The following is a 13,631-nucleotide window of genomic DNA, read 5'->3' as shown; positions in this document are numbered from 1 at the left end:
GGTAAAGGTTTTGTTGAGAGTCGCACCAATTAATGCACTGCCAAAGTCGATCGCACTTGTAGTACCATCAACTATGTCTGTTGTCCCGTCTAAAACTTGGATTTCTGGAGTTGCCGTGTCATCGTTGTTAATGGTTGTGGTTGCGGTAGCTGCGGTGATTGTTGAGCTTTCCGGTGCTGCGGTTAAATTGGGATTGGAGAGAGTGACAATAATTGTTTCGTTAGGTTCAACAACAGTATCTCCCAAAACATTTAAGGTGATAGTTTTACTGGTTTCATTCGCAGCAAAACTAATGGTTCCCGTTGCAGCAGTAGCACCTGATGTACCGCCAATATTGCTGTAGTCGGAACTATCAGCAGTGCCAGCAATTGCATAGTTAACTGTACTTGCTACCCCAATTCCACCGCTGCGAGTGACGGTAAATGTGACTGGTTGAGTACCGCTATTTCCTTCGGTTAAGGTAGTGGGTGATGTGGCAATTGCATAACTAATTGCATCGTTAGCCGCAATTGCGACTGTTGTCGAAGGAGTAGTTGTGCCGGCAGTGGCGCCTGTAATTGTCCCAAAGTCGAGGGTTACGGTTTCGGCATTTTCTGGGATGTTGTCGGGGTTGATGGTGGCGACTACATCCTGGGTGAGGATGGTGGTATTTGCCAGAAAGGTAATAGAGGTGGTGGAGAGTGTGTAATCTGCACCAGCACCCTGTGTCGCACTGCTGCTGGCGTTGATAACAATGGGTACGGTGACATTAGTCAGGGGAACTGCTGAAAGGGTGACTGGGATGGTTACTGTGTTAGCGGTGGTGTTTTCTGTGGTGCTGTAGGTAGCCGCGCCGAAGTTAACGCTGGGTAAATCATCGTTATTGATTGTGGTGGTAGCACTGGTGGGAGCGGTGATGGTAGCAGCGTAACCTGTTGCAGCCGTGGGGTTGGAAAGAGTGACGGTGATGGTTTCGTCGTTTTCTGGTGTTGTGTCGCCATTAACGTTTAAGGTGATGGTTTTGCTGGTTTCGTTGGCGGCAAAGTTGATGGTGCCTGTTGCAGCGGTGGCACCGGATGTGCCGCCGATGTTGTTGTAGTCGGTGCTGTCAGCCGTGCCGGTAATGGCATAATTGACAGCGCTGGCGACTGTGGTTGCACCCGTGCGAGTGATGGTGTAGGTTCTGGTTTGACTGCCCGAGTTGCCTTCTGCGAAGGTGGCAGTATCTACTGTAACGGTATATGCGATGTCGTTGTCGTCAACGGTGATGGCGGCTGTGTCTGTGGCGGTGCTGTAGGGACTGCCGCCGCCGTTGTTACTGGTGTTGGCGGTGCTGCCGTTAGTACCAGTTATTCGATCCCAGGCGCGGAAGGTGAGGGCGGTGGGGATAGTGCCGGAGTAGTTGGCAGTTGGTTGGAAGTAAATGCGAGTATTGGCATTGGCGGCGAGTAGGCGGGCGTTGGTAGCGGATACTGCGCCCAAGGCATTCCAAGTTGTGCCGCCGTCGATGGTGTAGAACCAAGTGCCGTTGGTGGTGTCGGCGGCGGTGATGGCTGCGCCTGCTACTGCGCCAGTGTCGGGGTCGGTGATGTTATTTTGACCTGTACCGATGGCTGCAATGGCGGAAATGAGGGTGCCGACTGCGCCTGTGGGTGCTACTGAGTCTTCAAGGATGTTGGTGAGGGTGACGGTGGTATCGGCAAGGACGGGGGCGGTGTTGATGCTGCCGTAAACATCGTTATTATCTTGGTTAACTCCTTGACCATTGGTGGGGGTGTTAGCACCAGGAGTGCCAGCTTGGCTGTCTGCGGTGTTGCTGGTGAAGGTTGCTCCCAATGTGGTGACTGTGGGCAAAACAGTTGGCATCCCTTGGTCGTTGCCATTGCTGTTGGTGAGGGATGTCATGGCGAAAATTGCCCCACCTTTGCCTTGACCGCTATTGAAACCCGTGCCGCCTGTGGCTGTATTGTTCGTAAAAGTGGCGTTATTGAGGGTTAAGGAGCCACTGCGGATGAAGATGGCACCCCCGAAACCGGCACCGCCACCGCCGACAGAGGTGATGCCTCCGCCGTTGCCGCCGCCAAAGCCCCCGCCCCCGCCCCCGCCGCCGGCGCCGCCGCCGCCGCCGCCGCCAAAGCCCCCGCCCCCGCCGCCAAAGCCGCCGCCGCCGCCGCCAAAGCCGCCGCCGCCGCCAAAGCCCCCGCCGCCGCCGCCAAAGCCCCCGCCGCCGCCGGTATAGCTGCTAAAGCCCCCGCCGCCGCCAAAGCCCCCGCTGCCGCCGCCGTCAAAGCCGCCAAAGCCGCCGTAGTCACCATTGCCACCGTAGCCACCAGTGAGGCCTGTGCCCGAGCCAAACAGGCCACCGCCGCCAAAGCCCCCGCTGCCAAACATCCCGCCGCCGCCGCCGTTGATGCCATTGCTGCTGGCGCCACCGATCGCGCTATTGTTATTAAAGGTGACGTTATTCAACCCCACAGTGCCACCGTAGATAAACAAACCGCCACCCATGCCAGCGCCGCCACCACCAGGGAAACTATTTCCCCCTTGTGCCAGTCCATTGGTGATAGTCAAATTAGTGAAATTGACAGTTCCCGACTTGACAAAGAAGGGGCGAAAAGCATTCCCACCGCTGACACTAAAGTTATTGCCAATAAAATCAATGTTGCTGTTAACTAGGGTTTTCATTACCCCCGTAACAGTGACATTTGTGGCGAGGGTAATGGTGTCATTTCCGGCTGCTGCATTCGCGTCTAAAATTGCTTTGCTCAAAGTGCCTGCTGCGGTGCCGCTGCCATCATCGGTTGCGACTGTGACGTTAAAGTTAGCCAGTGTATAGTCATAATCTGCCATCGCCTCCAGATTAAACGGTACGGCGGCTTCTATCTGGCCAGTTACTATTTCTAAATCCCAGTCACCGCCTTTTGCAGCATTTCCCGTCAAGTCGTTAGATGCTGCGACATCTCCACCTGTGATTTCACTCAATCGCTTGACCAAATTCTTGCCAGTTTCTGTGGCGGCTGCATCGCATCCATAAAGTAGGATATCTCCGTTTTCTGTCAGAGCATTTCCCCACTGTTTGAGCTCTGTGTTGAAACTTTCTATATCATTTCCATTCAGTACGTCCGAACCTAGTTTTAGACTGCCTTCGCTCCCGTGTGAAAGAATATGCACGGCTTCAATCTCTTTGTGATTAGCCAAGGCTTTTGTAATTTGCTCAATGCCGCTCAGATTTTCATTTTAAATGAAAATCTGAGCGGCATCTATGCCTTGAATCAGGCTTTGATAATCCTGTACAGAGGAGTCTACGAAAATGATTTGCTTGTTCGCGGTTGGTAAGTTCATAATTGCTGAAATCATTGATATCTATTGTTTACATTCAAGTTTCGATCCCCCTAAATCTCCCTTAAGAAGGGGGACTTTGAACGCTCTAGTCCCACCCTTTTTAAGGGGGGTTAGGGGGGATCGAGGCTAAGGTTTTACGGTTTGTTGAGTTTTCGCTACAATTGCGCTGGCACGGCTATTTGTTGAATCTGTCCAAAAAGATAAGCCATCAAATCGCTCAAACAAATCGGGCGGTAAAATCGTTTGTCTCGGTTTAAATTCAACTTGAGAACGCACTTGATGCAATCCTTTTGTTTGGAGTCTGTTATCGAATTCCGGTTCTTGGTATTGAACATTCTCGAAATCATGCTCGAAAGGTGATTCGCCCAAAAATTGATAAATTAGGGACATCGTTTTAGCAGGCTTTATGGTTAATATTTCGTAATCAACAAGTAGAAGAGATGCACTTTGTTCGCTGTAGAATGCTTCTCTGAGGGCGTTATAAGCATAACCAACTAAACGCGATGCTTGACTTAATGCTTCAGTTCTGCTGTAAACTGTAGCTCGTTCGGCAGGATTGTTAAATAACCGCGAAATGTCAAAGGCGTTGCGCCGAATTAGTAATTCGATGCTGTCCATAATCCAGGCGATATTTCTGACGCAGCAAATCACTTTAGCTTCGGGAAATAGTTCTCTAATTAATGGTAACTTGCTGCACCACAGGCGATTGGTGTCGAAGATCGCTTCTTTTTCTGCTTGCGGGTGATAATAGGCAGAAAAAATTCCCATAATCAGCGCCCGTTTTTGTTCATCGGAAATGAACACAGAAAATTCATTGTCTTCGCTCATGGCTTCTAACATTCGATCGACTAAACCACCCACAGGGCTAGTCATCGCAGCGTGAAACCGGGGGTTTTGCCGCAGGATGGCCGCGAGTAAGGTTGAGCCAGATCTCGGAAGTCCCGATATAAAGTGAATTTTCTGGGGCATCTAGTTGGGATATATTTAAGGTTTAAAATAGCCTGCACCTCGAAAGAAGGCTATTGGCTTGGTTTTAGATACTGGCTGTGATATTGCACCCTAAATTTAAATAGTTTCTCTGCGAGCTGGGAGTGCATGCAGCATCTGACACGCTGGCTGCTGGAAGCTCGATGTTACATAACTTTACGGGATTATCGTCTAGTTTTTTGCAAAATCTATCTGCAGGCAGATGTCGTTTAACTGATTGATTTGATTATACTCTGGCGGACTGAAGAAGATGGCGATCGACCTCAACAAATAATCATGACCTCGGTCATTGCTTTTTGTAACGAGATGTGGTATGAAAATATACTTTAACTAAGACGGGTTGAAGAGAAGGTCGATCGACCATAAGTCAGTAATGACTCAAGATCGATCGACTAAATACTGTGATTAAATCGCCTAAGGGCGATCGACATTTCAACAGTTCTGGACGCAGAAACCAGGTAGCTTAAAATAATACAATAGGCTTGAGTTAAGAAATATCCCCCCTAACCCCCCTTACAAAAGGGGGGGACAAGAATCCGATCGAAGTCCCCCTTCTTAAGGGGTATGCGAGGGGGATATGGACTCAGATTAAAGCGAAATTATTCAATGGTTTCAGACTTAATTTGACACCAATACTTACTACCTAGCCCAATCAGTACCGCGCCAGATCGTGAAAAACAAAACGCTAGAAATCAGCGCGCCCAACAGCCACTTAACAGCATTTTTAAATAACCCCGTGCGCTGACTCGACTGCACCGTGGCGCTTTGGGCCTGCAACCGTTCCTTAGCCGGAGTAATTCTCGAAAGAATTTGGCTTTTCAATTCCTGCGGGTTTTGCGTATTCGCTTGCACTCCCAAACGGCTAAGTTCCCCTGCCAAATTCTTTAAATCTTCAGGAGTACCCTTGTTTAGCTTGTCTTCCACCTGCTGCAACTGAGCTAATTGTTGGTTGGCTTGAGTAGTAATTTGCTTGTCGTTTTGGTTGTTGACATAGATAGTGCCAAAAATTCCCAAGGGCATCATCAACAGAAAAACCACCGCCAGCAGCAGACACACCCAAGACAAAACTTTCAAAAGAATGTTTTCCAAACTTCTGCGATCGTATCCTTCGCCAAAAAATATCAGCGCCATTGCCAAAAGAGGAACTGGCACCCGTTCCACTACTGCGCCAATTGTCTGCAATTCCCAGACGCGATTGCCGAAATTTGCTGGTATCAAAACTGCGATCGTATCTAATAAAGATAGAATTAATAGACCGTAGCCAATCCAACGCAGTCTGTAGATAGAAAAACCTTGCTCGCCTTGTACGTCATTCATAAAATCATCACAGTTGTTGTTAACAAAAACAATCTCTATCGATCGGGACTTACGCACTAAGAGCAAAGAAACCGGGTTTTTTACCTAATCTGCGGGCTACTGCGAATAATTTTCGTAAAAAACCCGGTTTCTGACCAGTCGCGGGCAAGTCCTATTGACTTCACTTAAGGTTCGGGAAATCGCGGCTGCCACCACCCATACCAAGAAACCCAAGCATTTTCTAGCAGTTTTTGGGCATTTTCTGGAGTTGTTTTATCCAAAGGCACAGACATCTGAGTCCACAAACAGCGCCTGTCTTGAATATTTCCCCTACCCAACAGCCAAAACAGAATGCGGTTCGGCTGCCAATCGCGAGTATTTCGATTGTATCTAAACTGTTGGGAAGTGACTGTAGGACTGCCGCGAGGATTGATACAGGAACTCAAATACAGTCGATTTTGCAACAGCAAAATTCCGTGAAACCCCGCGCCTTGAGTGTTTGCTAATGTTAGTTTACCAGGAGACGACTTCAGAATAGTATGTCCCTTCATCATACTTTCCACATCCCCGATGGTGCCTACCACATAGCGCATCTCTATTTCTAAAGCAATGTTACTTTTTTGATATTCATACTTTCTGGCAGCCTTGACTTCTGAAGTATCGCTAATTTTCAGTGGCGCGCTCTTTTGTAGTTTCCAGTCTGCGAGAGGCACTGACTCGGGAAATTCAAACTTGGTTGCGAAACTGTTGCCAGTCGAGGGATAGAATGTCAACTTGCCTGTGACTAATAGAACCCCTGCAAGAGTAACAGCCAAAAGAGAAATTCTAACTGGTTTCCAATAGGTAGTAGCCATTAGCAATTTTATTGTTCCTGATTTTGTGGTTCGTTTTTTAAGATGGCAAACCAGCAGAATAAACCGAAAATCAATACAGCAATCATCGAAAAGACTACCGAACCATTTCCTTCGTGCCAGTATTTAAATGCTTCGGGTTGAGATAGCGATACTAGCACTGCCATGAGAGCAACTCGCGCGGCATTAACTACAAATGCAATCAGGACTGCAACGAGCGGTACTACAATTTTCTGCCCCACAGTTGTCGGAAACATCAGCAAGAAAACCAGCGCTAGTCCTAACAATTGTAGAATTGCATTCACCCCCGAACAGCCGTGATATACCTCGACGCTGCCCTTTTCTAGGATGAGAAAAACTCCTTTGCGCTGAACTTCAAATCCTATATAGTGCAGGATGAAAGTTGAAACTTTTGCTGTGTATAGGGCTACATCAACAAATACTCCGATCAATCCGGGAGGAATAGCTGTATAGGCAAGAATTAGCAGTTCCTGCCAATATTGTTTCAGTCCTTTTGTTCCGGAAGCTAGCAACGCCAGACTTATTCCTATCAAGAAAGGCGCAGCCCTGATAAAAAAGTCGTAGCCAAATATTGAAGAACTTTTGAGCAAGATGAAAGCAATTAATGAGGCGCCAAAGAAGCTGGCAAAAATTCCGCTTTCAAAGGTTAGGGATTCGTGCCTTTCCCAAATGAGAAATGCTACAACTCCCCAAAACAGTAACATTGTGCCGAATAGGTCTGTGTCGTTGGTTCTGGAAGTTAGAGTCAGTTGCAGGGCAATCAAACCGGAGGCGATGCCTAACAGCCAGTATTTCGGTTCTTGGATGTGTTTTAGCCAGTTGATTTCGGTCATTGCTGCTTTCTGTTTTTAGATAATACCATTTTCATAAAGTAGCGCTAGATATTACCCCCCCAACCCCCCCGCGATTTCGGGGGCGCTAAGACTTCATCCAGAGCACATCTTTAAAAAAATGGTATAAGACGGCGGTTGAAACCGCGTCTTGTCAAACGATGTCCGGATGGTGCGCGGACTGAAGAAGAAAACGTAATTTTAATCGCTTGTTCTTCAACCCGCGCACCATCCGGGTTTTGCTTGACAAGACGCGGTTTCAACCGCGCCCGTCTTCTGAACCGTATTGCCCTATATTGAAATTATCAGCTACAAACAGTTGCATATATGTTTGACGGATGAGTTTTAACTAAATCTTCACAAAGATTGACAAGGGTGAATATTTATGATATAAAAGTGCACTAAATCAAATCATAAATTACGGAGAAACCGGGTTTTTTAACTAAAATACTTGGTTGAAGACCTTGATAAGTGTTAAAAAACCCGGTTAATGATTCACAGGCTAGATGGGATCGATCGCACGCCACTGACTAATTGGCGTATATTTTGCTGTAGTAAGTTTGATATTCCTCGGAAAGTAGGGGTTCCCACCACTCGCGATGGGCTAAGTACCATTCCACGGTCTGCCGCAAACCTTCTTCAACGGTGACTGAGGGAGTCCAACCTAATTCTGTTTTAATTTTGTTGGCATCTATAGCGTAACGCCGATCGTGCCCTGCTCTGTCTTTGACAAAAGAGATCAGTTGTTCGCAAGGACGCGCGGGCAAATCAGGAGCTAATTCGTCCATTAGCTGGCAGAGCATTTTGACTAAATCGAGATTTTTTACCTCGTTGTTGCCGCCGACATTGTAGGTTTCTCCGGGCTGGCCGCGGTGGATAACGGCATCTAAGGCGCGGCAGTGGTCGAGCACGAACAGCCAATCTCGCACGTTTTGACCGTCGCCGTATACTGGCAGCGGTTTGCCCAGTAGCATATTGATGCACATTAATGGAATCAGCTTTTCGGGGAAGTGATAGGGGCCGTAATTGTTGGAACAGTTGGTGATGATTGTCGGGACGCCGTAGGTGTGGAAATAGGCGCGGGCGAGGTGGTCGCTGCCGGCTTTGGAGGCTGAGTAGGGACTGTTGGGGGAGTAGGCGGTGGTTTCGGTAAATGCTGGGTCGTCGGGGCCGAGACTGCCGTAAACTTCGTCGGTGGAAACGTGGAGGAAGCGCATTTGTGATTTCACAGACAAGTCGTCAATGGCTTCCCAGTGCTTGCGGAAGGCTTCTAAGAGTGTGAAGGTTCCGACTACGTTGGTTTGAACGAAGGCGCCTGGCCCGATAATCGATCGGTCTACGTGGGATTCTGCGGCAAAGTGGGCGACTGTGTTGATGTTTTCTTCTTTGAGCAAGGTATCGACTAGGGTACGATCGCAAATATCGCCCTGGACAAACCGAAAATTTTCTCCTCCTTCGAGACTTGCCAGGGTTTGTCGGTTGCCGGCGTAGGTTAAAGCGTCGAGTACGATTACTCGATCGCCCGGATAGCTGCTGCACCAGTGATGCACAAAATTCGAGCCGATAAATCCAGCTCCGCCTGTCACCAACAATCGATGAGCCGATCGCTCAATGCCTTGATTCCCGCTGTCTGTCATAAAAATAAGAGTTTTTCCAATAACTAAGTCTTTTCAAAAGTAGCCTTAAAAGTGGTTTGTCATCAAGTGTGGGTAGCCCCGTGATTAAATTTTCTATTGTCTGACTTCAGATTTTCTAATTTGGGCGCGATGGAAATGTTGGCTAATTTGACTTTAAGTTCTACCGATTTGTTAATCAAAACCTTTACAACACAAGGATTTCAGGTTTTTAAACAAGCTGTTTGAAATTTTAATTGCGATCTGGCACTTGTTGGCAGTTGCGATCGATCTGTGATTTGGGCGGCCCTCCAAGTTGATAGATTTGTAAAGAGCTGTTACCATTAATTTTTTAATTATCCTTTACAAAATCCACAGCACCATGAAGAAATTTCAAGTGTTAGCTGGCATTGCTTCTACCGTCGCGATCGCGAGCAGCATCGCCATAGGTGACGCCGCATCTGCTTTTCCCTGTTCCTACAAAAAATCTGGGGCTGCTCAATCTGCTTCTGGGCCAACGCTCCTAGGTTCCGGCGGCTCGGATCGCATGAATCCGTGGAAATCCTACAAAACAGCAGCTCTCGGTTTCCTGGGTTTGGCTGGGATTTTGGGTGGAGGTGCGGCCTACATGAGCTACCGTGCCGGTCAGCGGGCCTCTGCTGCTTGCGATGCGATGAGCGATAATTTTGAAGTTTTTGAAGAGCCGATCGCAGATGCAGGTGTAGCTGAGCCTGCAGATGCGTTTGCAGGCGTTCGCGAACACCCGGAAGCCCCGGGCGGCGAGCTGGATTTGCCCGTAGCGCAAGTTGCCGATGTGAGTTCTGAAAGTGCGATCGAACAAGGCCAAAGTGCGATCGTCAAATAGTTATCTCAAACCCAAGTATTCGCTAACCAAGCCTCCAGTTTTACAAGATTGGAGGTTTTTTGATGGGAATTAAATAAACACAGCAATTTTCATTGTTCTTCTTGCCCATCCCACAAGAACAATGAAAATTATTTAATTCACGATCCTAAGCTGCAACCTGTGTATTTTCCTCGCTGGAACCAGGTTACTGCGTCATATCCTGTCGATTAAATGCAAAAAGATTGGTTCGTAGTGCGGACTTAAGTCCGCTTCAATGTTGCGGACTTAAGTCCGTACTACGAACGGTTTTTCTTATGGTAATTGACTGGACATGATATCAGTTGTTTCTGCAAGTAATTAACTCAATAGACTTGAATTAGGATCGCAAATTAAATAATTTACACAAAGAAAGTGGGATGGGCGGGAGAGCCCGTCCTTTAGAGACGGGCTCTCCCGCCCATCCCACAAGAACCATCAAATTATAAGTTATTTAATTCTCATTCCTTAGATAAATCTTTGATGCCATAAGGAAACCGCAGATCGTGGCAGATGCTTTATGCTTTTCCTGATAGGAGAGCCAATGCTGGCAATTCGAGTCTCATACCGACACTTTAAATTTAGATGAGTCAAAGCGATACAGTTCACCGACGCGATCGCTCATGTAGGCCCTCGATCTCAATCTGAGGTTAGACGGCAAGAGTTCAAATCGCCTGCTATCGTTGGAAATATAGCCCTAGAGATGAAAAACTATAGGTTATTATGAATGCTTGGCGCGATCGATTCAATCAATTTACGGGTAAAACTCGATTTGCAGTTTGTCGCATCTTCCTTCAGCTAACAGGCGAAGAAGTTGCACCGCTGTTAGGAGTTCTCAACCGCACCGCCAGAGAAGCAATTGATGCCGATGGCGACGTAGCAGTGTTAGGAGAAGGGCTGGTTCAAATTTGCAATCACCTGTTGCAGTATGACAACTACTGGCAAGCAGCGGCCAATGAAGGCGATGTTTTTTGGGATGAAGGCGAAGCAGGCGATTATGTAGATGAAATTTTTACTGATTCAGCCGATCGCTATCTGAGCGAGCCTCAATACAGCACATCTGTTTACGACAAAAATTCCCCCTTGTCTTTGCCGGTAACTAGAAATGTCGTGGTGATGCTGACAGTTGCTTATGAAGGCGAAGTTCCCGCCCTAGAAACTGACCTGGCTAACATTAGCGCCTTGAAAGTCGGTTTAAAAGCGCTGATTAATTTACATTACCAGGAAAGGCTGCGAGCTGTGCAAGTTCACTTTTCTCCGGCCCAGTTGGGAGACGAACTCACCAACGACCAAGTTTTGGTCAATTTCCCCGAACTCATTCCCCTTTAAGGAGGGAGTAATTAGTTATTAGTTATTAGTTATTTGTGATTGGCTACCAATGCCCTGTTTGGCTTTCTTCCGAATTCCCAATTCCCAATTATTTATGATGCTGCGAAAACTGACAATTTATTTAATGGCTTTAACTTTTTTGTGGACGGCAACCGCCTGCGGTTCTCCTCGCACAGAAACTCCTGTAAATCCTGGTGTCAATAATAATCCAGCGGCTAATCGGAATGTTAACACAGTGCGTCCTGCGCCGAGCAATAATAATAACTTGAGTCAAGGCCAATATCCCGTACAGCAAGCTACCTACAACGATGCTGATGGGGAATACAGTTTGATGTTGCTGAATACTCCCCCCGGCAGTCCCCCGGTTTACCGCACTACCGATTTGCAAATGGCTCGGTTGACGGATGAAGAAATCTCGGCAGGTAAGAAAAGTTATCTCAGTCTGGATAACAATAAACCTGTGCTGCATTTGACTGAAGATTTTAAAATTGAGTACGTTCACAACGTTACCGAAACTGTTAACAATCCTCAAACAGGTCAGCCCCAAACAGTGGTAGTTCGGCAGCAATCAGGCTTCTGGGCGCCGTTTGCGGGGGCTTTGGCCGGTCAGGCGATCGGCAGTTTGCTATTTACACCGCGATATTACGTGCCGCCATTCTATCAGCCAGGAATTATGACAGGCTATGGCGGGTACGGCAATACTTACCGGCAAGCTGTGAACCAATATCAAACTCGCTACCAAGCCCCGCCTCCGGCTGTGAGAAACCGTCAAGTTTTAAGGACGACGGGGCGCTTGCGATCGCCCGCATCGAAGGTGCCAGTAAGACGCCCAGCACAGCCAGGGGCCAATCGATCGACTGGTTCGGGTTACGGCGGCAGCACTTTGAGGCGATCGCAGCCCGGTCAAAATCAAAACAGGCGCAGTCCGAGTTTTGGTAGCGGCAGGAGTTCCCGCCAACCGAGTCGGAGTCGCTCTTTCGGAAGCGGCAGAAGGCGCTGAGGAATGAGATTGCCTTTCATCAGCAACTGCGATCGTGTCACGCTAAATCAACATAAATTTTGTAGCGGCTGGTGAGCCAAAAATCTATAATTCACAGTGGGGGTTTGAAACTCCGGCAGACTCAAAAAATATGTGATTTAATTGCTACATTGATATGTAGGTGACAAGTATGTCTTCTTCACAACCTCCGTCAGGGAAAAGAAACCCTTTAGGATTTGATGAATTGATTGCGATCGTGGTTGCTTTCGGCACGATGGGAGCAATTTTCTTTTGGGTAACAGGCAGAAATCCCGATCGATTGAATGCCAGAAGTTGGCAATTTCCAGCCGTTTTTTCTCAACCTGCTGCTGCACCTGGGAACTCTACAATATTAACGCCACCGGAGGCGAGTCCTGAAGTGCGATCGCCCGCTAGAACGATCGTTCCCTCGCAACCGGATGTCGTAGCTATCGCACCTATCGGGCCGGTTTTACCAGCAGTTCCTCCCATGGGGACGGTTGTTGTTCCCCAAGCGCCAATTGAACGCGAGACTGTCCCTCCAGTCATTACCAAACCAAAAGCGGCTAAACCAAAAGCTGGGCCCGTTAAACTCTCCGATGTGCCTGAAAAATATTGGGCGCGTCCGTTTATTGTCGCTTTAGTCGATCGTAAAATCTTTACCGAGCTCGCCGACAACAAGTTTCGTCCCGACGAACCGATGACGCGGGCAGAATTAGCGCGCTTGATTCAGCGAATAGCTGACAAGGAACCCCGGCGAAAACCCGTTGATTTTAAAGACGTAAAAGACAATAGCCCGATCGCTGGGGCGATCGACCACAGCGTCAAAACAGGATATCTTAAAGGATACCCAGACAATGCCTTCCGTCCCGACAAAGAAGTTCCCCGCGTGGAAGTAATAGCATCTTTAGCTAGCGGTTTAAACCTGAAACCGTCAGCAAAACCCAACCAAACATTACAAGTTTATACAGATAGGAAAAAAGTGCCGAAATGGGCTCTCAACAAAGTAGCCGCAGCGACGGAAGCTGGCATTGTTGTCAACCATCCAAAGCCCACACTTTTGCAGCCGAATAGAACAGCAACTCGGGCGGAAGTAGCAGCCATGATTTACGAAGCTATGGCGAAACAAGGCAAGGTTCCTGTTAAGCCTTCTGAGGCTGTTATCAAGCCTGTAAAGCCATCCAAATAAGATTTTTGGGGCGCCGTCGAACCAACGCCCCAGAATCAGATTTAATCATTATTGTTTGTAGTAAGGACTGAAGTCCTTTTTTTTGTGTTTCCTGAGGACTAAAGTCCTCACTACGAACCTGGTTTGTAGTAGGGACTTTAGTCCTTTTCTTAGATTTTTTTAGGACTAAAGTCCTCACTACGAACCTGGTTTGTAGTAGGGACTTTAGTCCTTTTCTTGATTTTTTTAGGACTAAAGTCCTCACTACGAACCTGGTTTGTAGTAGGGACTTTAGTCCTTTTCTTAGATTTTTTTAGGACTGAAGTCCTCACTACGAA

Annotated in this window: 10 protein-coding genes; 4 read left to right on the top strand and 6 right to left on the bottom strand. The window is 47.7% G+C overall.

Translation table 11 applies throughout. The annotated features are described in order from the left end of the window. The 6 genes from JGK39_RS28780 to rfbB form a co-directional block, all read right to left on the bottom strand. Window positions 1-3,198, bottom strand: a 3,198-nt coding sequence (locus tag JGK39_RS28780; RefSeq protein WP_293298365.1) for a DUF4347 domain-containing protein, incomplete at its 3' end; no start/stop codon positions are given. Window positions 3,199-3,447: 249 nt separating this feature from the next. Next, window positions 3,448-4,290 carry a sulfotransferase gene (locus tag JGK39_RS28775; RefSeq protein ID WP_293260710.1) on the bottom strand — a complete coding sequence of 281 codons (843 nt, stop codon included), beginning with the start codon at window positions 4,288-4,290 and terminating at the stop codon, window positions 3,448-3,450. A 657-nt stretch (window positions 4,291-4,947) separates the two neighbouring features. After that, entirely contained in the window at window positions 4,948-5,625 is a 678-nt protein-coding gene (locus tag JGK39_RS28770) for an HpsJ family protein (protein WP_293260707.1), read from the bottom strand. A 164-nt stretch (window positions 5,626-5,789) separates the two neighbouring features. Further along, window positions 5,790-6,458, bottom strand: coding sequence for a cyanoexosortase A system-associated protein (locus tag JGK39_RS28765; RefSeq protein ID WP_293298362.1), 669 nt, complete (start codon window positions 6,456-6,458; stop codon window positions 5,790-5,792). 8 nt (window positions 6,459-6,466) lie between these two features. Continuing rightward, the gene (crtA, locus tag JGK39_RS28760; RefSeq protein ID WP_293260701.1) at window positions 6,467-7,309 is read right to left on the bottom strand and encodes a cyanoexosortase A; all 843 of its coding nucleotides are present in this window, start codon (window positions 7,307-7,309) and stop codon (window positions 6,467-6,469) included. Window positions 7,310-7,836: 527 nt separating this feature from the next. Beyond that, window positions 7,837-8,943: a dTDP-glucose 4,6-dehydratase gene (gene rfbB / locus JGK39_RS28755; RefSeq protein ID WP_293260698.1), complete on the bottom strand. Its 1,107-nt coding sequence runs from the start codon at window positions 8,941-8,943 to the stop codon at window positions 7,837-7,839. A gap of 358 nt (window positions 8,944-9,301) precedes the next feature. Between rfbB and JGK39_RS28750 the strand changes: the two genes are divergently transcribed. The 4 genes from JGK39_RS28750 to JGK39_RS28735 all read left to right on the top strand — a co-directional run bounded on the left by JGK39_RS28750 (window position 9,302) and on the right by JGK39_RS28735 (window position 13,314). Beyond that, window positions 9,302-9,784 (top strand): hypothetical protein, encoded by a 483-nt coding sequence (locus JGK39_RS28750; RefSeq protein ID WP_293260695.1) that lies wholly within the window; start codon window positions 9,302-9,304, stop codon window positions 9,782-9,784. Between the two features lie 738 nt (window positions 9,785-10,522). Beyond that, on the top strand, window positions 10,523-11,128 hold the full coding sequence (locus JGK39_RS28745) for a DUF1517 domain-containing protein (protein ID WP_293260692.1): 606 nt from the start codon (window positions 10,523-10,525) through the stop codon (window positions 11,126-11,128). Between the two features lie 94 nt (window positions 11,129-11,222). Beyond that, the gene (locus tag JGK39_RS28740; protein WP_293260689.1) at window positions 11,223-12,128 is read left to right on the top strand and encodes a hypothetical protein; all 906 of its coding nucleotides are present in this window, start codon (window positions 11,223-11,225) and stop codon (window positions 12,126-12,128) included. A gap of 169 nt (window positions 12,129-12,297) precedes the next feature. After that, entirely contained in the window at window positions 12,298-13,314 is a 1,017-nt protein-coding gene (locus tag JGK39_RS28735; RefSeq protein ID WP_293260686.1) for an S-layer homology domain-containing protein, read from the top strand. Window positions 13,315-13,631: the final 317 nt, after the last annotated feature.

Origin of the sequence: Microcoleus sp. PH2017_12_PCY_D_A (assembly GCF_020738565.1) — a bacterium.
Classification (GTDB): domain Bacteria; phylum Cyanobacteriota; class Cyanobacteriia; order Cyanobacteriales; family Microcoleaceae; genus Microcoleus.
This window is presented reverse-complemented; position numbering and strand designations above follow the sequence as displayed.